The following is a 23706-nucleotide window of genomic DNA, read 5'->3' as shown; positions in this document are numbered from 1 at the left end:
GAATCGGATATAGTTCGCGGCTTCGGGGCGTGGCGCAGTCTGGTAGCGCATCTGCATGGGGTGCAGAGGGTCGCAGGTTCAAATCCTGCCGTCCCGACCAAACAGGAAGCATCAAAAAGGCCGCTTGTAGCGGCCTTTTTTGTGTCTGACGTCCGAGTTTGTCCGGGCGGGTCTATTCCATCGAGCGGCGACGCGCCTCGCGCTGGTAATGCAGCAAGGCGAGGTTGGTCTGGCGCTCCAGCCACTGGGTCATCCCGACAATCTCGAAGCCGGCGTATTCGTAGCCCTCCCGCGTACTGCGCCGCCGGTTGGCCAGGCGCAGGTCGCCCGAGAGCCGCTCACTGACGTCGGGGAGCAGCAGATTGGTGAACGCGAGGGTGGTGCCGGTCTCCAGCGTGTCGAGCGTGGCCGTGGCCAGCTCGATGCACATGCCCTGGCCCGAGAGATCGACGAGCTCGCCGATGACCGGGTCCTTCCAGCCGGGCGCGCGCAGTTCGATCTGCGGGCGCTGGGCCATGGGGATGTGAACGCGGAAGGTTTCGCGGCGCTGGAGATGCTCCAGTGTTTCCGGGTAGGGGCAGGCGTACAGGGCGCCGCCCTTTTCCTGTTCGATCCGGGCCACGGTGGTGGAGAAGCGCACCGCCACGCCGCGCAGCGCCGCGAATACCCGAAGGGGCATGCCGGGGGTGACCTGCTGGTGCGCGCGCGGCGGATTCAGCTCATCCAGAAAGACTTCCTTCGCGGCGGCGTTCAGCCGGACCAGGGCCGAGGTGTACAGCGGGCCGTCGGCGTCGAGCCGGACGCTGACCAGGGTGAGCTTGTGGTCCAGGTCCTTGAGAATGCCGGCGATCCGGTCCGGCTTGTCGACCGTGTAGTCGGTTTCGTCCATGCGTCCGTGACGTTAGCTGGGTGTGAGGACGCAAGGTACTGGTCGAGCATCCGAAATGCCAGCATCGGTGCGAATAAGCTGCATCAGGCTTGTGTGATACGGCGTCCGCCACGGGTGTTGGGGCGGGTGCGCCCGTAGGGGTCGTAGGTCGCCGCCGGGCCGGCCTCTTCGCCGCGCAGGATCTGCATGGAGAGCTCCACGCGCTGGCGATCGCGATCGATCAGGCGTGCGTTGCCCTGGTTGAGGCTGTTGCAGCGCTCGATGGACTGGCGCAGGGCCTGCCAGTGATCGTTGAGGACGGCACCGTCGTCCATGCGCGAGAGCAGGCGGGCCATGCCCTCGGGTGTGAATGACTCGCTCGCGGCCTCGGCGATAGCGCGCTGCTGGCGGGTCTCGGTCTCGAGGTCCTGCAGCAGCCCCTGCTTGGTCGCCACCACCTCCTGCAGGGTCTCCGGGGTGCGCGCCTCGACCGCGCGGGTCTCCTGGATCAGGGCCTCTTCCAGTTGGTGGGCCAGCCGGATCGAGGTTTCCAGGGAGCGCAGCAGGCGATGGCGCGTGTCGGTGTTCATCGGTGAGGTCCGTGATTAGCGCAGCAGGCGCTCGAGGTCGATCATGCGGTCGGCCAGCTGTTCGTTGTCCACCGGGTAGTTGCCGCTGGCGATCGCCTCGCGCAGCTCGGCCACACGCGCCGCGTCGAACGGGGCGTTCTCGCCGGCGCTGGCGGCCGAACTCATCGCCTGGGCGGCGCCGGTCAGGGTAAGCGAATCGTTACCGGTGGTCGCGGCGCTATCCGACCCTTGCGCCCGGTTGGGCGCGCCGCCGGAGTCCTCGCGGCCCTTGACCGTGGAGCTCTGGCCGTCGGGGCGCAGACTGTTCGTATTGAGGCCCTTGATATCCATTGTGCCGTCCTGTCGTTGTAACTGTGCTGCAAGTGTTTACGGCCGCGTGTGCTGAAACTGTAGCCCTGTGGCGGTGGTTTTTGTAACACCGATCACAGAGTCGGCATCAAAGTGTCACCAGGACGTGCCCGGAGGGCTGGATTTCGCCCTCGACCACGCGCCCGGACGAGGTGTTCTTGACCCGGATGCGGTCCCCGAGGGTGCCGTTTTCCAGGGCCTCGCCCTGCATGCGGATGGCGATCGAGCCGTTTTCGGCAAGGATCGTGACCCGCTGGCCGCGGCTGACGATCTCGCGCTGGGTGACGTGCTGTGTGCCGATGATCTGGCCCGGCCGAATGCTGCGCCGGGTCTGCTGACCGATGAGGGCCGACTTGTCTTCATGATAACTGCCCGCGTGGCGTGACGTCTCGATGCGCTGGAAGCGCAGATCGCCGCTGGTCAGCGTGTGCTGGCGAGGGAGGTTGCGACTGGCCACCAGCACCTGAGCGTAACGTTCCACCGTGGCCGGGACATACAGCTGCCAGGTGACCGGGCCCGCACACTGAAGGTGGATCGCGGTATTGCCGTCGCGGCGGCCGCCGGGCGGGAAACGGGCGTTGAGTCCGTCATGGCAGTAGGCCAGCCGGAGCCGGTTGTCGAGCTGGCCGATCTCGATATTGATGTCGTCGCTATGTTCGGCGTCCAGCTCCTGCAACAGAAACTGTTCCGCGGCCGCGCGGATCTCCGCAACGGGGTGGATCTCGGCGTGGGCCGGCACGGAGAGCGCGAACCACGCCACGAGAGCCATGAGCCCCATGGGGATGCAGCGTGATGTACAGGTTGTATGTGGATGCATATGCCGGTCCTCGCCGCCCGAGGGAATACCCCGGGTCTGCCGCGTCCGTTCGCGGACCCGAAGCTATGCAGGTTTGATGCCAGTTGTCCGGGCGGTGCCCGACTCAAGGCCCGGCGTTCAATGCCGTTATCCCTGGGAAGCGGCGCCAGAAGGCGCATACAGGCGATTGCAAATGACAGCCCGGGGGTGCGCGGTGCACACTGAGCTCCCGGGAGCGGCTCGCGGCAGATGGGCGCGGGACAAGGAGAGCAGCACCATGAGTCAATTCATTGACGATGTGAACCAGCGAACGCAGCTGGTGGGTCAGAACCGGATGGAACTGCTGCTGTTCCACCTGGGTGGATCACAGACCTTCGGAATCAACGTGTTCAAGGTGCGCGAGGTGATCCCGTCGCCGCCGCTGCGCCAGATCCCGGGGTCGATGAGTGTGGTGCGCGGTGTGGCTACGCTGCGGGGCGGCACGGTGCCGATCATTGATCTGGCGCGCGCCATGGGCCTGCGCAGCGCGGCCGGTGCCAGCGACAGCGGCGACCAGAAGGTGGTGGTCACCGAGTTCAATCGGTCGGTGCAGGGCTTCTGGGTATCGGCCGTGGACCGGATCGTGAATGTGAACTGGCAGGATGTGAAGTCGCCCCCGCGCGGAACCGGGCGCGAATCCTTTCTGGTCGCGGTCACCGAGATCGACAACAAGCTGGTCGAGATCATCGACGTGGAACGGGTGCTTTCGATCGTCAATCCTCTGCCGACCGAGGTCTCCGAGTCCATCCGAGCGGACGCCACGCCAGCGGGGGGGCGCAAGGTCGTGATCGTTGACGACTCGGTCGTGGCGCGCAAGCAGATCGAGGGGGCGATTCGCGGTCTCGGGTTCGAATACGAGGTTTTCAAGGATGGTCAGGAGGCGCTCGACTTCCTGGAGCAGAAGGCCGGGGAGGGCCCGGTTCGCGACCAGATCGAGCTGGTGATCTCGGACATCGAGATGCCACGCATGGACGGCTATACGCTGACGGCGCGGATCCGGGACAATCCCGCCCTGAAAGATCTGAAGGTGCTGCTGCATTCCTCGTTGAGCGGCGAGTTCAATACCGACATGGTCAAGCGCGCCGGGGCCGATGCGTTTCTCTCGAAATTCAACCCCGACGAACTGGCCAACGCGGTGCTCGACCAGACCGGGCGCGAGGATCAACAGGTCGAATGACCGCCGGGGGGAACGGGGTTGCCGCCCGGCAAGGCCGGGGCGGCGTCACATGGCCGACAAGGGCCCAGTGTCGTGTCCCGCCTGCGACACCGTATACTGAAACCCGCTACCGGGGATTCCCCCTGCGTTTCGTGGCGCGGGCGCCGCTGTCAAGGACTCGTCATCAGGATGCTAATCACCATGGACTGTGCTCGGGGATGAACCGGTGATCGATTCCCGCGATTACGAGGAGTTTTCCCGCTTCCTGCAGGACTGCTGCGGCCTGGTGCTGGGTGACAGCCGTCAGTATCTGGTGTCGAGCCGACTGTCCCGGCTGCTCGACGAGTTCGACTTCAAGAGCGTGCCGGAGCTCCTGCACGCGATGCGGCAAGCCCCGAATCCGCGGCTGCGCACCCGTGTGATCGACGCGATGACGACCAACGAAACCTCGTGGTTTCGCGATGGCTTTCCGTTCGAGATCCTCCGGCATGTGTTGTTGCCGGAGCTGGCTGCGAAGGGAAGCAGCATCAAGGTCTGGTCTTCCGGCTGTTCCAGTGGCCAGGAGGCCTACAGCATCTCCATGGTCGTCTCCGAGTGGGAGGAATCCCGCCCCCCGCGCAAGGTGCCGGTATCCATCCTGGGGACGGACCTGTCGGAGAAGATCCTGGATGACGCCCGGCGGGCGGTCTACGACGGCCTGAGTATTGTGCGCGGGTTGAGCGAGAGCCGCCGCGCGCGCTTCTTCGAGACCGTGACGGACGGCCACAAGGTCGTTCCCGAGGTCCAGCGGCGCTGTCGTTTTCAGAAGCTCAACCTGATCGACAGCTACGCGGCACTGGGCAAGTTCGACCTGGTGTTCTGCCGCAACGTGCTGATCTATTTCTCCGGCGAGACCAAGCGACAGGTTCTTGACGGTATTGCCCGGCAGATGAATCCGGGCGGCTATCTGTTTCTTGGCGCTTCGGAGACGGCCGGCCCGTACACCAAGGCCTTCGAGACGGTTCGCACCGACTACGGCTCGGTCCTCCGGCTCAAATCCTGACGCCCCTCCGTCGCAGGGCCGCCAGGTCCGAAACGCCCGCGCAATGCGGCCGCGATTCGAATTGCCCCCTTCCCACGTTTCCCGCTAAGGGCGTCCCCAGCCGAGACGGATTCCCGTCGCTGGCATAGCGATTGCATCGGTCTCCTCGCAAAGGGCCGCAATGGCTGCGTCCCGGTTCTGGTAGCGAGGGTCCGCCACGGGCGGACAGGACGGAAACGATGAGTCTCTCTCTCGACAAGGCGATGGGCATCCTGCCGCAGGCGGTCAACGTGCGCGCCCAGCGCATGGAGCTGCTGGCCTCCAACATCGCCAATGCGGACACCCCGAACTACAAGGCGCGCGATATCGACTTTCGCGCGGTGCTCGAGTCCGCGGCTGGGAGCGGCAATCACTTGCCCATGGCGCGTAGCCAGGCGGCGCATATCGACCCCAATGCCGGGGCGATGAACGGGCAGGCCGAGGCGCTTTATCGCGTCCCGTCGCAGGCGTCTCTGGATGGCAACACGGTGGACCCGCAGATGGAACGTGCGGCCTTTGCCGAGAACGCGATCCAGTACCAGAGCAGTCTGGAATTCCTTAACCGCCGGGTCTCCGGCATCCGCGAAGCCCTGAGGGGCGACCGTTAACGCGGGCCTGATCGGGAGATCGCTGTCGTGAGCAACATGTTCAGTCTGTTCAATACCTCGGCTTCGGCGCTGTCGGCGCAGTCGGTGCGCCTGAATACCGTCGCCTCGAATCTGGCCAACGCGAACACCGCCGCCACCAACCCGGACGAGGCGTATCGCGCCAAGCAGGTGCTGTTCCAGAGCGTGATGGATCAGGCCAACCCGAATGGTGCGGCGACGTCCGTGCGGGTGGCCGGCGTGACCGAGTCGCAGGCCCCGCCACAGGCCCACTACGAGCCGCACCATCCGCAGGCGAACGAGGAGGGCTACATCTTCCGCCCGGCGATCAGCGTGGTCGAGGAGATGGCCAACATGATGTCCGCCTCGCGCAACTACGAAGCGAACGTCGAGGTGATGGAGACCTCGCGTCAGCTGCTCCAGCGCACATTGCAGATCGGCCAAGGCTAGAGGAGCCCGCCATGACACAGATTTCCCCCGAATTGCTGGATCGCCTCGGCCTGTCGCGCCCGGAGAAGAAGCCGGAAGGCGAGATGGACCGCCTCGGGCAGTCCGACTTCCTCAAGCTGATGACCACCCAGCTGGAGAACCAGGACCCGATGGAGCCGATGGATAACGGTGATTTCCTCGGCCAGATGGCGCAGTTCTCCACCGTGACCGGCATCGAGCAGCTGTCCAAGTCCTTCGAGAAGCTGGCGCAGTCCCTGGGGCAGAACCAGACGCTGCAGGCGGCTTCGCTGGTTGGCAAGGATGTACTGGTGCCCGTCGAGTTTGGCGAACTGGGGCCCGACGGGCGGGTGAACGGCGCGGTCGATCTGGAGCGCGCCACCGAAGAGCTGCAGATCGACGTGTACAGCCCGAATGGCGAGCGCATTCGCCGCATGAATATGGGCGCTGCCGGCAGCGGCCTGCAGGAGTTCACCTGGGACGGCATGCGCGACGACGGCACCTTCGCGCCACCGGGCGTCTACGAATTCAAGGCCACGGCCCGCTCCGGGACCCAGTCGGAGGCCGTGGATACCTTTCTGGATGCCCGCGTGGAAAGCGTCGCGGTGGGCAGTGACTCCGGGCTGGCACTGACCGTGCAGGGCCTGGGCGAGATCAGCTTTTCGGATGTACGGCGGATTGGCGGCTGACGCCCCGCAACAAGAACCCTGACGGAGGAAACACCCCATGCCCTTCAATATCGGATTGAGCGGACTCAACGCGGCCCAGGCCGATCTGCAGACCACCGGTAACAATGTGTCCAACTCGGGGACCACGGGGTTTAAACGTTCCCGTGCCGAGTTCGGCGATGTGTTCGCCCAGAGCTTCGGCGGGATCAGCCAGACAGCCATCGGCTCCGGCACACGACTGCAGGCGGTCACCCAGCAGTTCTCGCAGGGACGGACCGAGTTCACCGAGAACGGCCTGGACCTGGCGATCAACGGAGAGGGTTTCTTCGTCCTTAATGACCAGGGCAGCACGGTCTACACCCGGGCGGGCGAGTTCCAGGTCAACCGTGACGGCTTCCTGGTGAACAATCAGGGCCAGCAGCTGCAGGGATATCCGCCGCAGAACCCTAACAGCGCGGACCCGAGCTTCAACACGGGGCAGCTCGAGGATATTCGCCTGCAAACAGGCGATGCGTCCCCGCAGGCAACAAGCGAGGTCGAGGCCCTCGTGAATCTGCGTTCCGATGCTGAGGACCTTGACCCAGCGTTGTTTGATCCAGCGGATCCCGACACTTACAGCTTCTCCACGGCCCTGACAGCGTATGACTCGCTCGGTACGGCCCGAGATGCAAATGTGTTCTTCGTCAAGACCGGAGATCTGCAGTGGGAGGCCCACACTCGGATCAATGCCGGGGTCGATGCGGCTGGCGACCCAGTGGTCTTCGACGCAGGACCCTTCGATCTGACCTTCAACAATTCGGGGACACTGGACGATCCGACTGAATTCAACTTCACCACGCCTGATTTCCCGAACGGTGCGGCGGGTCTGGACGTCGATATCGACTTTGCCGGAACCACCCAGTATGGCGGTGATTATTCGGTCAACGACCTTAACCAGGATGGTTTTGCCTCAGGGCGGCTGACTGGTGTGGACATCGATGACTCCGGGGTGGTGTTCGCGCGCTTTACCAATGGCCAGTCCACGGTGTTGGGCCAGGTGGCGATGGCCAACTTCACCAACCCGCAGGGGCTGGAGCAGCTCGGGAACAACAACTGGGCGGAGACCTTTGCCGCGGGTGAGCCGGTCTTTGCCGCGCCCGGGACCGGCAACCTCGGCACCATTCAGGCCGGGGCGCTGGAGGCCTCGAACGTGGATATCGCCCAGGAGCTGGTGAACCTGATCACCGCGCAGCGCAACTTCCAGGCGAATGCGCAGACGATCTCCACGGCCGACCAGGTCACCCAGACGATCATCAATATCCGCTAAGTATCGGATAAGTCGGTAAAGAGGGCTTGAGCATGGATCGATTTCTGTACATCGCGATGTCCGGTGCGAAGGAGACGATGCACGCACAGGCCATCAACAATCACAACCTCGCCAACGCCAACACCGACGGCTTCCGCCAGGCCCTGGCCACCGCGGATACGGTGCCGGTACGCGGCCCGGGCTATGCCTCGCGGGACTACACCCAGGTGGGCAACGAGGCCGTCGATTTCAGCAAGGGCAAGATGCAGAGCACCGGCCGCGACCTGGACATCGCCATCGAGGGCGAGGGGTTCATCGCGGTGCAGGGGCCGGAAGGGGAGGAGGGCTACACCCGGGCCGGCTCGCTGCATGTGGATGCCTTCGGCCTGCTGCGCACCGCGCAGGGCCACCAGGTCCTGGGGGATGGCGGGCCGATTGCCATCCCGCCGGCGGAGCAGATCGAGATCGGCACCGACGGGACGATCAGCGTGCGCCCGCTGGGCGTGGGTCCGGAGGCCCTGGCGGCGGTGGAACGCATCCGCCTGGTCAACCCCGATACGGACGACCTGCAACGGGGTGATGACGGTCTGTTCCGCCTGGCGGATGGCGGCGAGGCCCCGGCGGATGCCGAGGTGCGCGTCGTCTCCGGGATGCTGGAGGGCAGCAACGTGAACACGGTGGAGGCCCTGACCCGAATGATCGAGCTGTCCCGTCACTTCGAGATGCAGGTGAAGATGATGGACAGCGCCAACACGCTGGAACAGAGCAGTAACCGCTTGCTGGGCCTAGGGTAATTTCCCGGGACTCGCGCGGCGCTTGAGAGAAAACAGGAGAACACCATGAACCAGGCACTGTGGATCGCCAAGACCGGCCTCGACGCGCAGCACACGCGCATGTCGACGGTCTCGAACAACCTGGCCAACGTGAATACCACGGGCTTCAAGAAGGACCGGGCGGTATTCGAGGACCTGATCTACCAGACCGTGCGCCAGCCGGGCGCCCAGGCCACCCAGGATCAGCAGCTGCCTTCGGGCCTGCAGATCGGCACCGGCGTGCGCGCCGTCTCCACCGAGAAGATGTTCGAGCAGGGAAATCTGCAGCAGACGGACAACTCGCTGGACATCGCCATCGAGGGGCGCGGGTTCTTCCAGATCCTGATGCCCGACGGCAACGTCGGCTATACCCGCGACGGCAGCTTCCAGCTGAATTCGGACGGCCAGGTCGTGATGTCCAACGGCTACCCGCTGCAGCCGGGTCTGTTCGTACCGGAGGACACGCAGTCCCTGGCCATCGGCAAGGATGGCACGGTGACCGCTCAGATCCCGGGTCAGGCGGCGCCGGTGGAGCTGGGCAACATCCAGCTGGCGGACTTCGTGAACCCGGCGGGCCTGCAGGCGGTGGGCGAGAACCTGTTCCGCGAGACCGCCGCGTCCGGCGTGGCACAGCAGTCCCTGCCGGGCCTGAACGGGACCGGCACCGTGGTGCAGGGCTCGCTGGAGACCTCGAACGTGAACATCGCCGAGGAGCTGGTGAACATGATCGAGACCCAGCGCGCCTACGAGGTGAACTCCAAGGCGATCTCCGCGGCTGACCAATCGCTGCAGTTCGTCAACCAGACCATCGGGTGATGTGATGACGCGCCTCGGAACCGTTCTCCGCCCGGCCCTGGCCGTGACCGCCGCACTGCTGCTGTCCGCCTGCGCCGCCACGCAAACAACCAAGCCGGACGACAACCCGGAATATCGCCCGGTGATGCCTGCCCAGCCGGTCCCGCAGTCGCAGAACAATGGCGGGATCTACCAGGCGGCGCATTCCCAGGGCCTCTTCGAGGACTACAAGGCGCGCAACGTGGGCGACATCCTCACCGTGATCCTGGCGGAGAGCACCAACGCGCAGAAGTCGGCGTCGACCTCCACGGGCAAGGATTCCAATCTCGACCTGGGGAACCTGTCGGCCTTCGGCCGCGATGCCACCTTCAACGGGCGCCCCCTTTTTGGCGCGAGCAATTCGAGCTCGCGTGACTTCGACGGCTCGGGGGATTCCTCGCAGAGCAACCAGCTCGACGGCGAGATTACCGTGACCGTGGCCGAGGTCCTGCCCAACGGCAACCTGGTCGTGCAGGGCGAGAAGTGGCTGGGGATCAACCAGGGCGAAGAATACGTGCGCTTTCGCGGCATCGTGCGCCCGGTGGACGTGACCACCAACAACACCGTGCTCTCCACGCAGGTCGCCAACGCTCGTGTCTATTACGGCGGTTCCGGCGTGCTGGCGGACAGCAACACCCCCGGCTGGATCACGCGCTTCTTTAACAGCCCGATCTGGCCCTTCTGACGCAGCGTGCGCGCGGCGAGGTACGACATGGACTCGATATCCCTCAAACAACCCGCGAACGACCGCCGGATCGTGGCGCTCGGCGACTGGCGGCGCTTGGCCCTGCTGGTTCTGGTAGCGCTGCTGGTGGCCGGTCCGGGGAGCGCTTCGGTGGCGGCGCAGACCGCCATCCAGCAGCAGGCGGCGATGCAGGAGCGCAGCTACATGGAGCGAGTCAAGGACGTGGCCAGTGTCTCCGGCGTGCGCGAGAACCAGCTGGTCGGGTACGGCCTGGTGGTGGGCCTGGACGGCACGGGGGATCAGACCACCCAAACGCCATTCACCGTGCAGAGCCTGAACAATATGCTCGGCCAGCTCGGGCTGACGCCGGATGCCGGCAACCCGCAGCTGCGCAACGTCGCCGCCGTGATGGTGACGGCCGAACTGCCGCCATTCGCCAAGTCCGGCCAGCGCATCGACGTGACCGTCTCGTCGATGGGCAACGCGACCAGCCTGCGCGGTGGCACGCTGCTGATGACGCCGCTCAAGGGGGCGGACGGGCAGACCTACAGCATCGCCCAGGGCAATCTGGTGGTCGGGGGCTTCGGGGCCGAGGGGACCGATGGTTCGCGCATCACCGTGAACGTGCCGAGTGTCGGCCGGATCCCCAATGGTGCCACAGTGGAACGCGAGGTCCCGACCGCGTTTGCCCAGGGGGATCATGTCACCCTGAATCTGCACCGCCCGGACTTCACTACGGCCAACCGCCTGGTACAGACGGTGAACGATACCTTCGGCCAGGGGGTCGCCCATGCCCTGGATGGATCGTCGGTGCGCGTGCGCGCGCCGTCCAACCCGGATCACCGGGTCGGCTTTGTCGCGGAGCTGGAGCGCCTGCCGATTGAACGTGGTGCGCCACCGGCGCGGGTGATCGTCAACTCGCGCACCGGGACGGTGGTGATCGGCTCCAGCGTGCAGGTGACCCCGGCCGCCGTCTCGCACGGCAGCCTGACGGTGACGATCAGTGAGGCCCCTCAGGTCGTCCAGCCGGCGCCCTTCGGCGCGGGCGAAACGGCGATCCAGCCGGATACCGACATCGCGATCGAGGAGGGCGACAACACCATGTTCCTGTTCGATCCGGGCACCTCGCTGGACGAGATCGTGCGCGCGGTGAATAACGTGGGGGCCGCCCCCGGCGACCTGGTCGCGATCCTGGAGGCCCTTCGCGAAGCCGGCGCGCTACGCGCGGAGTTGGTGGTGATCTGATGATTACCCCGGGCGTCGATACCCAGATGCAGGCCCGCGCGGCCCTGGCCTCTGACCCCAGTGGTCTGCAGGACCTGGCCCGGGGTGCGCGTTCGGGCGATCAACAGGGCCTGGAGGCCGTCGCCCGCGAGTTCGAGGCGATGCTGATCGGCCAGATGCTCAAGCAGATGCGCGAGGCCTCGTTGGGCGATGGCCTGTTCGACAACGACCAGAGCAAGATGTACCTGGAGATGCAGGACCAGGAATTCGCCAAGGCCATGAGCCAGGGCGATGGCATCGGCCTGCGCGATGCCCTGATGCGCCAGCTCTCCGCGCAGCAGCCCGCGGATCCCGAGGTCCTGAACGACCCCGATCGCCAGGCCGCGCTCGAGCTGCCGCGACGTCGGTCGGAGCTCGACACCCTGCGGGCCCTACAGGGGGATGCGCGCCCCGAACTGCAGCCCGTGGGGCCGCAGCGGCCCGAGGCCGTGACCCCGCATGCGGGCGAGGCGCCGACGCCGCCCCCCATCGCCTGGCCACCACGGGATGCCGCCGACTTTGTGCAGAGCCTGGAGCCCCTGGCGCGGGATGCGGCCGCGGAGCTCGGGGTCGAACCCGGCATCCTGCTGGCGCAGAGTGCCCTGGAGACCGGCTGGGGGCAGCACGTGCCGTCGCGTGCCGACGGCCAGCCGAGCTTCAACCTGTTCGGGATCAAGGCGGACAGCCGATGGAACGGGGATCAGGTCTCCGTGGGCACCCTCGAATTCCGCGAGGGGGTTGCGCAACGGGAGCAGGCGCGCTTCCGTGCCTACGCCGATCCGTCGGAGTCGTTCTCCGATTACGTCGACTTCATTCGCAACAATCCGCGTTACCACCGGGCTCTGCAGGCTGGAGATGACGCGCAGTACATCCGCGAACTGCAGGATGCCGGTTACGCGACCGATCCGGCCTATGCGGACAAGGTCCTGCGCCTGCGCGATCAGTTGGCCGCGCACCAGGGCAGTGGATCGACTCAAGTCGCGGCCGATGCGGCCGTTACCCGTACCGAGGGGTAGAGCATGAAGCAGAAATGGCCCAATCCGGTGGTTGAACGAGCGGTTTCGCGGGAGGCGCGGGCATGAGCGCGTCCGGGATCGGCACCTCGGCCCTGCTGGCCTTCCAGCGCGCGATCGGGACGACCAGCAACAACATCGCGAACTCCGCGACCGAGGGCTACAGCCGGCAACGCACCGAGTTGTCCAACCTGACGCCGCAGTTCCTGGGGGGCAGCTTCCAGGGACAGGGCGTGCAGGTGGACACGATCCGGCGCATCTCCGACGACTTCGTGAACACCCAGCTGCGCAATTCGATCTCCGATCAGTCGAATGCCGAGCTGAAGGCCTCGCTGGCCGGGCGCATCGACGACCTGCTGGGCAGCTCCAGTTCCGGTCTGACGCCGGTACTGCAGGACTTTTTCGACGCCGGCCAGGATCTGGCCAACGACCCGACGTCCAGTGCCGCGCGCACGGTCTTCCTGACCGAGGCGGAATCCCTGGCTGAGCGTTTTGCCTCCATCGACCGGCGCATCGAGGAGCAGCGCGACATCATTAATGGCCAGATCCGCACCAACGTCGAGGAGATCAACTCCCTGACCGATGCGATCGCCGGGCTCAACCGCGAGATCGTGTCCAAGTCCACGCAGGGCACCCCGAACGACCTGCTGGACCAGCGCGACCGTGTGCTGAACCAGCTGGCGGAGAAGGTCAACGTCCGCATCACCGAGCAGGATGACGGAGCGGTCAACGTCTTCGTCGGCAACGGCCAGGCCCTGGTGCTGGGCGGCAACAACCGCGAGCTGGTCGCCGAGTCGCTCACAGGCGACCCGCGCTCCCCGGACATCGGGCTGGCCACCAGTGGCGACCCGGTGAACATCTCCCGCTTCATCCAGGGCGGCGAGCTGGGTGCGTTGCTGGAGACGCGCACCGGGATCATCGACGAGGCCCAGAACACCCTGGGCCGGCTCGCGATCAGCATCGGGGCGGAATACAACCAGCAGAACAACCTGGGGCTGGATCTGAACGACGAGCTGGGTGCGGATATCTTCGGGATCGGGGATCCGGCGGTGCGCAGTTTTCCGGGGAACAGTCTGAACGCGGTGCCGGACGTGGCCTTTGGTGATACCCGTGACCTGACCACATCGGATTATCGCCTGAGTTACGACGGGTCGGACTACCAGCTCACACGCCTTTCGGATGGTGAAACGACCACGCTGAATCTGGATGGCGACAACGTGGCGGATCCGGTTGACGGACTGGTGATCGATGTCGACGGTCTCGGTGGCGCCGTGGATGGTGACGAATGGCTGATCCAGCCGACCCGGAATGGTGCCCGTGACCTGTCGGTCGAGATGAGCGATCCGGGCGGCATCGCAGCCGCCGCTGCGGTGCGGGCCGATGTCGGTGGAGACAACGCCGGAAATGCAAGCATCGGTTCGGTCCAGGCGGTGGACGCCACTGATCCGGATTTGCTGGCCGATGCGGTGGTGACCTACGACGAGGCGAACCAGGAATTCTCGGTGAACGGGGAAACATTCGCACTGGATCCCGATGGGGTAACAACGATTACCGCCAACGGCTGGGAAATGGAGATCCGTGGCACGCCGGCCGATGGTGATACCTTCGAGGTCAGCAGTAACGAGGGGTATCCCGGCGACAATCGCAACATGCTGGCGATGAACGAGCTGTCGGATCAGCGCCTGGTGGGCGGTGACCGGACCTTCGGGGATGGCTACAACAGCCTGCTGGCCAATGTCGGCACGCGCACCCGGCAGGCCCAGGTCGCGCAGGAGTCCGCCGATGCGCAGCTGGCACAGGCGCGGGCGCAGCGTGAGGCAGTGTCCGGCGTCAATCTGGACGAAGAGGCGGCGGATCTGATCCGCTACCAGCAGGCCTATCAGGCGGCGGCCCAGGTCATCTCGGTCAGCAACTCGCTGTTCGACTCACTGCTCGGCGCCTTCCGCCGCTAGCGCCCACCGGGAGATACGGACATGCGCATCTCGACCACCCAGATCTTCCAGACCGGGATCGACCAGATCCAGCGGGGCCAGACGGAGCTGAACCGGACCTCGCTGCAGATGGGTCGCGGCGAGCGCATCCTGAGCCCCTCCGATGACCCGAGCGGGGCCACCCAGGTCAACCAGTTCGAACGCATCATCCAGGCCACCAAACAGTACCAGCGCAATATCGACAACACCCAACCACGCCTGCAGCAGGAGGAATCGGCCCTGCAAAGCGGGACGGATCTGCTGCAGCGGGCGCGCGAACTGGTGGTGGCCGGCAACAACGATTCCCAGACCAACGAGACCCGCAGCTATCTGGCCGGCGAACTGCGTCAGTTACGAGAGGGCCTGTTCGACATCGCCAACACCAAGGATCCCAACGGCGAATACCTCTTCGCCGGGACAAAATCCTTGCAGCAGCCCTTCCAGCAGGATGGCACGGGCGCGGTGCGCTATGAGGGGGCCGAGGGTACGGGCAGCGTCCGCGAGGTCGCAATCTCGGCCAACCGCAAGGTGCCGGTGGGCGATACCGGTGCGCGGGTGTTCATGGATATTCCGGAGAACGACGGGCGGGTCGGGGCCGAGGTGCTCAATCGGGAACCCGGCAGTACTCTTGTTGTGGAGCAAACCGGTGTAAGCGACGTTGGTGCACTGGATGAGCGCGACTACACGATTGAATTCTCTGAAGACGCCGGCGGGAACGTCCAGTTTTCCATCACCTATGTAGATGAGAATGGAGATACCCAGTTCGCCGAAGACAATTCCGGGAATTCGATGGAAGATCGGCCTTTTGTGGCCGGTGAGGCGGTCCTTTTTGAGGGGCGGAGTATCACCCTCAGTGGCACACCCCAGGCTGGGGATCAGGTCTTGTCCCGCGCCGCCGAAAACAAGAGCGTGTTCGAGACGCTGGACGCGATTATCGCGGCGCTGGAAGAGGGCGGTGCCAGCGGCACCAGCCGGGCCAATCTTGCGACCGCCAGCAACACGGCACTGGCCGACCTGGATGCGGTGCTGGGCAACTTCAGCGACATCCGGGCCGAGGTCGGCTCGCGGCTGAAGAGCTTCGATCAGCAGAAGGACCTGAACGAGGACCGCCTGGTGGACCTGAACAGCGCGGTCTCCGAGATCCGCGATCTGGACTATGCCGAGGCCATCAGCCGCTTCAACCAGCAGCAGGTGGCCCTTCAGGCCGCGCAGCAGACCTATACCCAGGTGAACCGCCTGTCGCTGTTCGACTTCCTCTGATCCATGCCCCGGCCGTGCGGATCATGGTCGCGCCTTTGTGCGACCATGACGCCATTGTGATCTGCGAGACTCCGGCATGGCCAAGAACAACGAACCCTCCGCGCCCATCCAGTACCGTTCCACCGGGCGGCCCCCGCGCTATCTGATCGTCCTGCTGATCCTGGCCGCGCTGTGGGCGGGGTTCTGGGGTGTCATCCACCTGCAGTCGGGCGAGCCCAAGCCGGTGACCCTGAATGTCGAGGAGCAGGCGGAGCTGGAGGCCAAGCTGCGGGCGTTGGGTCCGCGCGATGCGGAGCCCCGCCCCGATAGCGCACCAGGCGATCCGATCATCGATCTCGACGCCGAAGCCGAGCCGCTGGTCCCCGAACTCTACGAGGAACGCGCCGAGGCCCGGGTGGTGCAATTCAGCGAACGCGAGCTGAATGCGCTGATCGCGCAGGACCCGGACCTGGCCGGGCGGGTGGCGATCCGCCTGACGCCGGGACAGGTGAGCACGCGGGTGCGCATCGATGTGCCGCCGGATATCCCCCTTCTGGGCGGACGCGTCCTTAATGTGCGCTCGGGCGTTCGCTTTGGTACGGAAGAGGGCCAGGTGCACGCGCGGCTGGTGGGCGTCAGCGTTGCCGGGATCCCGCTGCCGGATGCCTGGCTTGGCGGGCTCAAGGACGAGGATCTGCTGGGGCTGGAGCCCTTCCAGCAACTGCGCGCCGGCATCGAATCCATCGAGGTGCGCGACGGCGAGCTGGCCCTGGAGCTCGCCCGCTGAGGGAGTGCCTTGTGGAGTCATGCATCCGTCCCCGGGCCGACGGCCTGTTCTGGACGGTGCGCGGGACCTCCCAAGGTCACACGCGATGCCGCCGCGCTGTGTCACCCCGGAAGCCGCGAAGCGGTTATCCGGGATCTGCAACGATGGACTGGGAAAGGCCTGGGGCAGGGAACTGGCGATCCCGGCTCTGCGCTGCGCTCCGGCCGTGATGACGTTTCGGCGCAAGGGCTCTCGGTGAGGCGCGGTTTGGAATCGCCTCGCGGCACCTTGCGGCAGGTGCCGTGGGTTACCGGGCGGGGCCGACGCGCAGGGTTTCGGCACCAAGGGCCTGCAGGCGGCCGCGTACGCTGAGGCTCAGGGTGGAGTGCCCGGCCTCCAGCGCCGGCTGGCTGGCGGATTCGTCCATCGCCCGCATGGCCATCATCGGCTGCGGGCCACTGTAGGAGTCATCCGGCAGGTCCACTTCCAGAACACGCAGGTGCGTGGCGCCCAGTGAGCGGGCGATGACGCGCGCCTGATCCTTCAGGTCGTCCATGGCCTCTTCGATCATGGCCTCGCGGTGTTCCTCGCGGGCCTCGGGGCTCAGGGAAAAACGGATCTGACTCACCGTGAGGTCGTGCCGCTGGAGGGTTCCCACCAGTTCGCCCAGGCGGTCGAAGTCGCCGCTGGTCAGTTCCAGGTTCTGCTGGACCTGCCAGGCGTTGATGCGGCTGCGGTCGTCGGCGTCGTAGATGGGGCGGGTCGAATAGCCAATGGTTCGGGCCTCGACGGCATCGTGTTCGCCCGCGCGTTCCAGGGCCGCCTCCATGTTCCGGTTGACGGCATCCGCGGCAGTAGCGGCTTCCGGCGCGCGCGCCTCGGTCTGCATCAGCACGGTCATGTGATCGTTGGCGACCTGCCGTTCGGTCTTGCCGGTCAGGGAAAGCGTCGTGGCGCCATCGCTGCCGACAGCGGTCCCGGGGACCGCCAGCGTAAGTGCGGCGAGGCCGGCGACAAGCCAGGATGCACGGTGGACGAGCGGGATGTGGTTCGGTCGCATGGTGTTTCCTTAGAGGTCGCGCGCCAGCCGGATGCCGGCGAACACGTGACGTTTATCGGGAGTGAAGAAATTGCGCAGGGTCGTCCGGGTGAGCAGCGGGTCGCTCCAGGCACTGCCGCCGCGCAGGACGTAGTGCTTCCCGTCGAACCAGGGCAGGGAGTATTCATCATAGGGGTAGGGCCGGAAACCCGGGTAGGGTTGAAAGGGGTTCGCACACCATTCCCAGACCTGCCCTGTACCGGCTAGCCAACCGGCCTGCGCGGCATGCTCCCACTCGTGTTCGTGGGGCAGGCGGGCGCCAACCCAGCGCGCGTAGGCCGTGGCCTCGAACCAGGAGAGGCCGACGGCGGGTGCCCGGGGCTCGAGCCGCTGGGTGCCGCCCGGCAGGGTCTGGACTCGTGTGCCGTCGGACCGGCGCCCCCAGCCCAGCGGGGCGGTGACCCCCGTCCGTTCCAGCCACGCCCGGCCGGATTCGTCCCAGTGAGGGCCGGGGTGATACCCGTCGGCCTCGATGAAGGCCGCGACCTCGGCGTTGGTGACGGGGTGTGCACGGATGGCGTGGGGCGCGAGCCGCACGGTGTGTCGGCCGCGCTCGTTGTCGAAGGCGGTGATGGAATCGCTGCCGGCGATGTGTTCGCCCCCCGGGCACTCGATCCAGTCGTTGCAAGGCCGGTGCGCGGTCTCGGAGGTTTGGACAGGGCCGGCTTCGGGGTGTTGCAGGCGGGCAAACCAGCGCACCTGTTCGAGACTCTCCAGATGCATCGCGTGGTGCTGCGCGAGGAAACCGGTCAGGTAGTCGTTTTCAAGCAGGGGATGGCGGCGCACCTCCGGGTGGGCGCGCAAAAGCTCCAGGTGGTGCTGCTGACACGCCCAGCCCCACTCGAGCAGCGAGTGGCGGGGTGGGAGGCGCCCGCCGCGGCGCCATTTCGGGCTTTGCTCCGGGAAATACAGGTCGTGCCAATCCCGCCGTGCGGGCGGCGGCTCACCCAAAATCCGTTCGTGCAGCCAGACTGCCTCGATGAAATGGCAATGGGCGTAATGCCATCCCATGGGGCTGAGGTCCGGGTGGTATTGATTGCGCCATTCGTGTTCCGGGGTGGCGAGAAGCGCCGCGTTCAGGCGGTCGTGCTGGACGGACAGGCACTCCATGAGGCCCGGTTCGGAGGCGTTCGACAGCGGATGGACGGCGTTCATATCCGGTGGAGCGCGTTACAAGGCCAGGAGTTCCGGCGGTTCGTCGGGATCCAGGATCAGCAGGTGGCCGGATGGCACCGGGCGCCAGCGCTCGCGATCCGTCAGCGGTTCCGATGCCACGACTACGCTGTCCTCGGGGAATGTCTCGTCATCGGTGGTGTAGTAGAGGCTGGGGCAGGGCGCGTTGATCGCGTGGCGGCTGGCGATGATGCGGCGCCCGTCGGACAGGATCACGTTCAGCAGGGCGGTATCGGTGCCCAGCCAGGCCTCGATGGTCGAGAACGCCTCGCCGAGGGCGCCTTCCAGCGTGGCGTTCTCGTCATCGGCCAGGTACTGCCGCACCAGCGCGAACAGGTGTTCCGAGTCGGTTGTGCCCTCGATGCTGGCTTCGATCTCGTGGCTGAGGATGTTCTGGATCTGCCGCCGCACATCCGGCCGGAACCGGCTGATCAGGCCGTTGTGGCTGTACAGCAGGCCGTCCCGGGCGAACGGCTGGGCATTGACCGAGTCGCCCCCGAAGCCGGGGGTTGCGCTGCGGATGGCCGCGATCCAGAGGGGCTGGGTCATGTCGCTGGCCAGATCTTCCAGATTGGGATCCTGCCAGAGCGGGTCGGCTCGGCGGTAATGGCGCGCCATGCCCCCGGCCCCGAACCAGCCGAAGCCGAAGCCATCGGCATTGACCCGCGCGTACACCAGTTCCTGGGGCGCCATGGCCTGTTCGATGAGGTTGTGGGGGGGATCCAGGATCAGGCTGCGCAGCGTGATCGGAGGACCCAGATAAGCGAGGTGTCGGCACATTGATCCGGGCTTCCCTGGGGGCAGTTGGGACGTCGGTGGTTTCATGCTAGCGTGCCGCAAACCCTCTTGATACGGAAGCCCGCATGTCCGCCGACGCCTGCGCTGTACCCGTTTCCTCCCGTTACAGCCGCCGGGTGGTGGAAGAACGCGATGCCCACGCCGAGTTACTGGCCGATTTCCGCGCGGGGATGCTCGAGCCACCGCGATCCCTGCCGCCGAAGTACTTCTACGATGCACGGGGTTCGCAGCTGTTCGATGCGATTTGCGACACGCCGGAATACTACCCGACCCGCCTGGAGGCCGAGCTCCTGGAGCGTCATGCCGATGCGATCGTGGACGCATCCGGCGCCCGGACGCTGTTCGAGCTGGGCAGCGGGACCTCGCGCAAGACCGAATACCTGCTGGCCGCCCTGGAGCGGCGCCTGGCGGCGCCCCATTACGTCGCCAATGACGTGTGTAGCGAGATCCTGGACGAGGCGGGCGAGCGGCTCTTGCAGCGCTTCGATCAACTGCGGGTGGACAGCCTGTGCGGCGACTACGCGGCGGCCCTGGGCCACCTGGGCGAGGTCGCCGGCGCGCGTGGCGACGGTCCCCGACTGTTCGCCTTTCTCGGCAGCAGTCTGGGGAATTTCGAGGACCCAGAGGCCGCCGCCCTGCTGACCCGGATCCGCGCGACCATGAATGCGGAGGATCGCCTGTTGCTGGGGCTGGACCGGGTCAAGCCGCGTCCGGTGCTGGAGGCGGCCTACAACGATGCGGCGGGGGTCACCGCGGCGTTCAATCTGAATCTGCTGTCGGTGCTGAATACCGAGCTGGGGGCGGATTTCGACCCCGAGGGGTTCGATCACCGCGCGCCCTTCGTGGAAGAGCATTCGCGGATCGAGATGCACCTGGTGGCGCGTCGCGACCAGGTCGTGCAGGTCTCGGAGCCCGAGGCTCGCCTGGAGATCGCGGCAGGCGAGATCATCCGCACCGAGATCTCGCGCAAGTTCAGCCGCGAGGCGGTTGATGGTCTGCTGGCGGCGGCGGGGCTGGAACACGAGGCCGAGTGGTCGGCGCCCGAGGACTGGTATTCCCTGTTCCTGCTGCGGCCCGGGGCGGCCTGATCGGCATGCGGGAAGCGCGGCTGGTGCTGGTGCGGCATGCCCAGGCCGGTAATCCCGGCGACTGGGACGGGGCCGATCGTGACCGGCCGCTGACCGCAAAGGGGCAGGTCAGCGCGGTGCGCATGGCCCAGGCGCTGGGCGATCTGCTGCCGGCTTCCGTGGAGCTCCTGTGCAGCCCCTATCTGCGCGCCCGACAGACGGCGATCCCCCTTTCCCAGGCGCTGGATGTACCGGTGCGGCAGAAGAAATGGCTGGCTCCGGGACAACCCGCCGGGCTGGAGGTCGAGGCCCTGGCCCGGAACCTGCCGGCGAACGGCGGGTTGGTGCTGGTGGGCCACGAGCCCGACCTGTCGCTCCTGGCCAGCTGCCTGCTGGGCGCGCCCGGGGGGCGGAGTCTGGTGCATATGGGCAAGGGCGATGCCTGCGGGCTGGCGGGTTCGCTGCCGGGGCCGATGCGCCTTGTCTGGCATCTCCCGCGGCGGGTCCTCGAACGGCTGGCCGATGGGGAGGCGCATTAGGCATGCAGGAGGCTCACAATGCGGAGACGGTTGCGGCCGTCGATCTGGGCTCCAACAGCTTTCACATGATCGTGGCGCGGCGTCAGGACGGAGAGGTCCTGAAGGTCGACCGGCTCAAGGAGATGGTGCGGCTCGCCAGCGGCCTCGACGATCAGGGACAGCTGGATCCGGAGGTCGCCCAGCGGGCTTTGGACTGCCTGGATCGTTTCGGCCAGCGGCTGCGTCAGCTGCCGCGCGGTCATGTGCGGGTCGTTGGGACCAACACGCTGCGCCAGATGCATGACAGCCGGGCCTTTCTGCGGTCGGCGGAGCAGGCCCTCGGACATCCGGTGGAGATCATCGCCGGGCGCGAGGAGGCACGGCTGATCTACCTCGGCGTGGCCCACACGCTGGCGGATGACAGTGGCCGGCGCCTGGTGATGGATATCGGCGGCGGCAGCACCGAGTTCATTATCGGGGAACGCTTCGAGCCGCTCCTGGCCGAGAGCCTCGAGATGGGGTGTGTGACCTTTACCCGGCGCTTCTTCGCCGACGGCAAGCTGAGTCGCAAGGCCTTCGATGCCGCCCGACTGCGAGCGGAGCAGGAACTGCAGCCGATTGCCAGCGCCTACCGGGCCGAGGGATGGGATCAGGCACTCGGGGCCTCGGGCACGATCCTCGCGCTGGATCGCATGGTGCAGGAGTCGGGCCTGGACCCGGCGCCGGGCATGGACCGGCAGGCCCTCGAGCGTCTGCGGGACGCACTGATCGAGCAGGGCTCGATCGACGGGCTGGAGTTCCCCGGCCTGGCGGCAGAGCGGGCGCCGGTCATCGCCGGCGGACTGGCGGTCCTGCTGGGCGCGTTCGAGGCGCTGGGCATCGAACGCCTGCATCCCTCCGACGGGGCGCTGCGCGAGGGAGTGGTGCATGACCTGCTGGGTCGCTTCCGGCACGAGGACGTGCGCGGGCGCACCATTCATCATCTGCGCCGGCGCTTTGCGGTGGACCCGGCCCAGGCCGAGCGCGTCCAGGCCACGGTGGCACGCCTGGTCACCGCGGTGCGCGCGGCCTGGGGGCTGGACGGGGACGACGCCGAGCGTCTGGACTGGGCTGCCGAGCTGCACGAGATCGGCCTAGCCCTGGCCCACAGCAAGTATCACAAGCACGGTGAATACATCCTCACATGGGCCGACCTGCCCGGGTTCTCGCAGCCGGAGCAGGCGGAGCTTGCGCTGCTGGTGCGGCTGCACCGGCGGACCCTGAAACCCAAGCTGCTGGGCGGTGTGCGTGAGGATCGTGCGGGCGCCTTCCGGTATATGGCGGTGCTGTTGCGCCTGGCCGTGCTGCTGCATCGCTCGCGGGCACCCGATCCGGTGCCGCTGGAGCGTATCGAGGCGACGACGGACGGCCTCGCACTGAGCTTTGCGACGGGATGGCTGGATGCCCATCCCCTGACACGGGCCGACCTCGACGCCGAGCGCGAGGAATGGGCCCGCCACGCACTGCAACTCGAGTACGCCTGACGGCGGATTCGGAAAGGATGGATGCAATGCTGACGCTGGTGGTCTGGATCTAGGTGTGGAGTCTCACAAGGTTGTCCTCAGGTAGACCGAGGACGCTGATGGGTGGCTGCTTGTTCAGGCTACCGTGTGGGCGGTGCCAGTTGTAGTCGTGGATCCATCGGGGCAGATGGCGTTTGCGCTCCTCTGACGTGGCGTAGGTGAAGGCGTAGGCCCACTCGCGCAGGGCGGTCTGGATAAAGCGCTCGGCCTTGCCATTGGTTCGCGGCGTGTAGGGCCGGGTGCGGCGATGGCGGATGCCCAGTCGGCGGCAGGCCTGGCTGAACGCCCGGGCGTGGTAGCAGGGTCCGTTGTCGGTCAGGACCCGTCGGATGGTGATCCCCAGGGTGGCGTAGTAGCGCACGGCCGCCTCCAGGTGCGCGATCGCATCCTGGGCCCGCTCGGCGGGATGGATCTCGCTGTAGGCGATGCGCGAGCGGTCGTCGATGGCCACATGCACGTACTCGTAGCCCGCTCCGATGGAGTCCTTGGCGCGGACGCCGGTCACGCGGTGGCCCGGGTGACGGAAGCGCGCCAGCTTCTTGATGTCGAGGTGGAGCAGATCGCCGGGGTGTTCGTGTTCGTAGCGCCGGGGTGGCTCGGCCGGCTCCAGTGCGCTCAGGCGGTTCAGGCCCTCGCGCCGCAGGATGCGGCTGACGCTGGCCCTCGAGATCCTTGTGAAGGTCGCGATGCGATCCATGGTCCAGCGCTGGCGCCGCAAGGCGACCACCTGCCGTTGGATCCGTCGGGGGGTTCGCCGCGGCTGGCTCCGCGGCCGGGACGAACGGTCCACAAGTCCGGAACGGCCGGCCTCCTGGAACCGCTGGACCCAGCGCTGCACGGTCTTCGGATCCACGTCAAAGGCGCGGGCCGCTGCACGAAGGCTCAGGCCGTGATCCACGACCAGGCGAGCCATCCGCTCTCGACCGCGGGGACCCATTAAGGCATTTTGATGAAGGTTCACGGGGCGTCCTCCTTGGGAATGGCTCAGTCCGCAAACTCAGCATCCTTCGGAGTCGTCCCGTGGACAACCTATTGAGAGATCACA

General features: G+C 66.4%; 25 protein-coding genes and 1 tRNA gene. 18 read left to right on the top strand and 8 right to left on the bottom strand.

What is annotated here, in order from left to right; translation table 11 throughout:
• Positions 1-23 precede the first annotated feature (23 nt).
• Positions 24-100, top strand: a tRNA-Pro gene (locus D103_RS0110905).
• Positions 101-172: 72 nt separating this feature from the next.
• Here D103_RS0110905 and D103_RS0110900 read toward each other — a convergent pair.
• The 4 genes from D103_RS0110900 to flgA form a co-directional block, all read right to left on the bottom strand.
• On the bottom strand, positions 173-889 hold the full coding sequence (locus D103_RS0110900; RefSeq protein WP_018876825.1) for a flagellar brake protein: 717 nt from the start codon (positions 887-889) through the stop codon (positions 173-175).
• A gap of 83 nt (positions 890-972) precedes the next feature.
• Complete coding sequence (locus tag D103_RS0110895) at positions 973-1458, bottom strand: flagella synthesis protein FlgN (protein WP_018876824.1); 486 nt, start codon at positions 1456-1458, stop codon at positions 973-975.
• Between the two features lie 15 nt (positions 1459-1473).
• Positions 1474-1788: a flagellar biosynthesis anti-sigma factor FlgM gene (flgM, locus tag D103_RS0110890; protein ID WP_018876823.1), complete on the bottom strand. Its 315-nt coding sequence runs from the start codon at positions 1786-1788 to the stop codon at positions 1474-1476.
• 106 nt (positions 1789-1894) lie between these two features.
• Positions 1895-2584, bottom strand: coding sequence for a flagellar basal body P-ring formation chaperone FlgA (gene flgA / locus D103_RS0110885; RefSeq protein ID WP_018876822.1), 690 nt, complete (start codon positions 2582-2584; stop codon positions 1895-1897).
• 295 nt (positions 2585-2879) lie between these two features.
• Here flgA and D103_RS0110880 point away from each other — a divergent pair, with 295 nt between their 5' ends.
• The 14 genes from D103_RS0110880 (at position 2880) to D103_RS0110815 (ending at position 16465) form a co-directional block, all read left to right on the top strand.
• Positions 2880-3818, top strand: coding sequence for a chemotaxis protein CheV (locus tag D103_RS0110880; protein WP_018867329.1), 939 nt, complete (start codon positions 2880-2882; stop codon positions 3816-3818).
• Positions 3819-4023: 205 nt separating this feature from the next.
• Positions 4024-4839, top strand: coding sequence for a protein-glutamate O-methyltransferase CheR (locus D103_RS0110875; RefSeq protein ID WP_026279283.1), 816 nt, complete (start codon positions 4024-4026; stop codon positions 4837-4839).
• A gap of 218 nt (positions 4840-5057) precedes the next feature.
• Positions 5058-5465: a flagellar basal body rod protein FlgB gene (gene flgB / locus D103_RS0110870; RefSeq protein WP_038028802.1), complete on the top strand. Its 408-nt coding sequence runs from the start codon at positions 5058-5060 to the stop codon at positions 5463-5465.
• A gap of 27 nt (positions 5466-5492) precedes the next feature.
• Entirely contained in the window at positions 5493-5912 is a 420-nt protein-coding gene (flgC, locus tag D103_RS0110865; RefSeq protein ID WP_018876821.1) for a flagellar basal body rod protein FlgC, read from the top strand.
• A gap of 11 nt (positions 5913-5923) precedes the next feature.
• On the top strand, positions 5924-6598 hold the full coding sequence (locus tag D103_RS0110860; RefSeq protein ID WP_018867333.1) for a flagellar hook assembly protein FlgD: 675 nt from the start codon (positions 5924-5926) through the stop codon (positions 6596-6598).
• Between the two features lie 37 nt (positions 6599-6635).
• Positions 6636-7883, top strand: coding sequence for a flagellar hook protein FlgE (gene flgE / locus D103_RS0110855; protein WP_018876820.1), 1248 nt, complete (start codon positions 6636-6638; stop codon positions 7881-7883).
• A gap of 32 nt (positions 7884-7915) precedes the next feature.
• Entirely contained in the window at positions 7916-8656 is a 741-nt protein-coding gene (flgF, locus tag D103_RS0110850; RefSeq protein WP_018867335.1) for a flagellar basal-body rod protein FlgF, read from the top strand.
• Positions 8657-8701: 45 nt separating this feature from the next.
• Positions 8702-9490 (top strand): flagellar basal-body rod protein FlgG, encoded by a 789-nt coding sequence (gene flgG, locus D103_RS0110845; protein ID WP_018876819.1) that lies wholly within the window; start codon positions 8702-8704, stop codon positions 9488-9490.
• A gap of 4 nt (positions 9491-9494) precedes the next feature.
• Positions 9495-10193 (top strand): flagellar basal body L-ring protein FlgH, encoded by a 699-nt coding sequence (gene flgH / locus D103_RS0110840; protein WP_018867337.1) that lies wholly within the window; start codon positions 9495-9497, stop codon positions 10191-10193.
• 27 nt (positions 10194-10220) lie between these two features.
• Entirely contained in the window at positions 10221-11438 is a 1218-nt protein-coding gene (locus tag D103_RS0110835; protein WP_018867338.1) for a flagellar basal body P-ring protein FlgI, read from the top strand.
• Positions 11438-12472 (top strand): flagellar assembly peptidoglycan hydrolase FlgJ, encoded by a 1035-nt coding sequence (gene flgJ / locus D103_RS0110830; protein ID WP_018876818.1) that lies wholly within the window; start codon positions 11438-11440, stop codon positions 12470-12472. Before D103_RS0110835 ends, flgJ begins: the two co-directional genes overlap by 1 nt.
• Positions 12473-12534: 62 nt before the next feature.
• On the top strand, positions 12535-14421 hold the full coding sequence (gene flgK, locus D103_RS0110825) for a flagellar hook-associated protein FlgK (RefSeq protein WP_018876817.1): 1887 nt from the start codon (positions 12535-12537) through the stop codon (positions 14419-14421).
• Positions 14422-14442: 21 nt separating this feature from the next.
• Positions 14443-15699 (top strand): flagellar hook-associated protein FlgL, encoded by a 1257-nt coding sequence (gene flgL / locus D103_RS0110820; protein ID WP_018876816.1) that lies wholly within the window; start codon positions 14443-14445, stop codon positions 15697-15699.
• A gap of 76 nt (positions 15700-15775) precedes the next feature.
• Positions 15776-16465, top strand: coding sequence for a hypothetical protein (locus tag D103_RS0110815; protein ID WP_018867342.1), 690 nt, complete (start codon positions 15776-15778; stop codon positions 16463-16465).
• A gap of 286 nt (positions 16466-16751) precedes the next feature.
• On the opposite strand, the gene D103_RS0110810 is transcribed toward D103_RS0110815, so the two are convergent.
• The 3 genes from D103_RS0110810 to egtC are packed head-to-tail and all read right to left on the bottom strand — an operon-like array spanning position 16752 to position 19496.
• Positions 16752-17504 carry an SIMPL domain-containing protein gene (locus tag D103_RS0110810; protein ID WP_018876815.1) on the bottom strand — a complete coding sequence of 251 codons (753 nt, stop codon included), beginning with the start codon at positions 17502-17504 and terminating at the stop codon, positions 16752-16754.
• Between the two features lie 9 nt (positions 17505-17513).
• Entirely contained in the window at positions 17514-18698 is a 1185-nt protein-coding gene (locus D103_RS0110805) for an SUMF1/EgtB/PvdO family nonheme iron enzyme (protein ID WP_018876814.1), read from the bottom strand.
• Positions 18699-18713: 15 nt separating this feature from the next.
• Positions 18714-19496, bottom strand: a complete 783-nt coding sequence (egtC, locus tag D103_RS0110800) for an ergothioneine biosynthesis protein EgtC (protein ID WP_018867345.1) — start codon at positions 19494-19496, stop codon at positions 18714-18716.
• Positions 19497-19579: 83 nt separating this feature from the next.
• On the opposite strand from egtC, the gene egtD reads away from it, so the two are divergent.
• The 3 genes from egtD to ppx are packed head-to-tail and all read left to right on the top strand — an operon-like array spanning position 19580 to position 22622.
• Positions 19580-20602 carry an L-histidine N(alpha)-methyltransferase gene (gene egtD, locus D103_RS0110795; RefSeq protein ID WP_018876813.1) on the top strand — a complete coding sequence of 341 codons (1023 nt, stop codon included), beginning with the start codon at positions 19580-19582 and terminating at the stop codon, positions 20600-20602.
• A gap of 5 nt (positions 20603-20607) precedes the next feature.
• Positions 20608-21120, top strand: a complete 513-nt coding sequence (locus D103_RS0110790; RefSeq protein WP_018876812.1) for a histidine phosphatase family protein — start codon at positions 20608-20610, stop codon at positions 21118-21120.
• A 2-nt stretch (positions 21121-21122) separates the two neighbouring features.
• A complete protein-coding gene (ppx, locus tag D103_RS0110785) occupies positions 21123-22622 on the top strand; it encodes an exopolyphosphatase (protein ID WP_018876811.1) in 1500 nt (499 codons plus the stop codon).
• A 49-nt stretch (positions 22623-22671) separates the two neighbouring features.
• On the opposite strand, the gene D103_RS13520 is transcribed toward ppx, so the two are convergent.
• A complete protein-coding gene (locus D103_RS13520) occupies positions 22672-23622 on the bottom strand; it encodes an IS481 family transposase (protein WP_081618406.1) in 951 nt (316 codons plus the stop codon).
• Positions 23623-23706: the final 84 nt, after the last annotated feature.

The organism is Thioalkalivibrio sp. ALE31, from assembly GCF_000377405.1.
In the GTDB taxonomy this organism is placed as follows: Bacteria; Pseudomonadota; Gammaproteobacteria; order Ectothiorhodospirales; family Ectothiorhodospiraceae; genus Thioalkalivibrio.
Note: the sequence above shows the minus strand (reverse complement) of the source record. Positions and strands in the feature narration are given on the sequence as shown.

What these genes read in the sequence shown, in the direction of transcription:
- D103_RS0110900 (WP_018876825.1), bottom strand. Translation starts at nt 889, where the DNA reads ATGGACGAAACCGACTACACGGTCGACAAGCCGGACCGGATCGCCGGC.
- D103_RS0110895 (WP_018876824.1), bottom strand. Translation starts at nt 1,458, where the DNA reads ATGAACACCGACACGCGCCATCGCCTGCTGCGCTCCCTGGAAACCTCG.
- flgM (WP_018876823.1), bottom strand. Translation starts at nt 1,788, where the DNA reads ATGGATATCAAGGGCCTCAATACGAACAGTCTGCGCCCCGACGGCCAG.
- flgA (WP_018876822.1), bottom strand. Translation starts at nt 2,584, where the DNA reads ATGGGGCTCATGGCTCTCGTGGCGTGGTTCGCGCTCTCCGTGCCGGCC.
- D103_RS0110880 (WP_018867329.1), top strand. Translation starts at nt 2,880, where the DNA reads ATGAGTCAATTCATTGACGATGTGAACCAGCGAACGCAGCTGGTGGGT.
- flgB (WP_038028802.1), top strand. Translation starts at nt 5,058, where the DNA reads ATGAGTCTCTCTCTCGACAAGGCGATGGGCATCCTGCCGCAGGCGGTC.
- D103_RS0110860 (WP_018867333.1), top strand. Translation starts at nt 5,924, where the DNA reads ATGACACAGATTTCCCCCGAATTGCTGGATCGCCTCGGCCTGTCGCGC.
- flgE (WP_018876820.1), top strand. Translation starts at nt 6,636, where the DNA reads ATGCCCTTCAATATCGGATTGAGCGGACTCAACGCGGCCCAGGCCGAT.
- flgF (WP_018867335.1), top strand. Translation starts at nt 7,916, where the DNA reads ATGGATCGATTTCTGTACATCGCGATGTCCGGTGCGAAGGAGACGATG.
- flgG (WP_018876819.1), top strand. Translation starts at nt 8,702, where the DNA reads ATGAACCAGGCACTGTGGATCGCCAAGACCGGCCTCGACGCGCAGCAC.
- flgH (WP_018867337.1), top strand. Translation starts at nt 9,495, where the DNA reads ATGACGCGCCTCGGAACCGTTCTCCGCCCGGCCCTGGCCGTGACCGCC.
- D103_RS0110835 (WP_018867338.1), top strand. Translation starts at nt 10,221, where the DNA reads ATGGACTCGATATCCCTCAAACAACCCGCGAACGACCGCCGGATCGTG.
- flgJ (WP_018876818.1), top strand. Translation starts at nt 11,438, where the DNA reads ATGATTACCCCGGGCGTCGATACCCAGATGCAGGCCCGCGCGGCCCTG.
- flgK (WP_018876817.1), top strand. Translation starts at nt 12,535, where the DNA reads ATGAGCGCGTCCGGGATCGGCACCTCGGCCCTGCTGGCCTTCCAGCGC.
- flgL (WP_018876816.1), top strand. Translation starts at nt 14,443, where the DNA reads ATGCGCATCTCGACCACCCAGATCTTCCAGACCGGGATCGACCAGATC.
- D103_RS0110815 (WP_018867342.1), top strand. Translation starts at nt 15,776, where the DNA reads ATGGCCAAGAACAACGAACCCTCCGCGCCCATCCAGTACCGTTCCACC.
- D103_RS0110810 (WP_018876815.1), bottom strand. Translation starts at nt 17,504, where the DNA reads ATGCGACCGAACCACATCCCGCTCGTCCACCGTGCATCCTGGCTTGTC.
- D103_RS0110805 (WP_018876814.1), bottom strand. Translation starts at nt 18,698, where the DNA reads ATGAACGCCGTCCATCCGCTGTCGAACGCCTCCGAACCGGGCCTCATG.
- egtC (WP_018867345.1), bottom strand. Translation starts at nt 19,496, where the DNA reads ATGTGCCGACACCTCGCTTATCTGGGTCCTCCGATCACGCTGCGCAGC.
- egtD (WP_018876813.1), top strand. Translation starts at nt 19,580, where the DNA reads ATGTCCGCCGACGCCTGCGCTGTACCCGTTTCCTCCCGTTACAGCCGC.
- D103_RS0110790 (WP_018876812.1), top strand. Translation starts at nt 20,608, where the DNA reads ATGCGGGAAGCGCGGCTGGTGCTGGTGCGGCATGCCCAGGCCGGTAAT.
- ppx (WP_018876811.1), top strand. Translation starts at nt 21,123, where the DNA reads ATGCAGGAGGCTCACAATGCGGAGACGGTTGCGGCCGTCGATCTGGGC.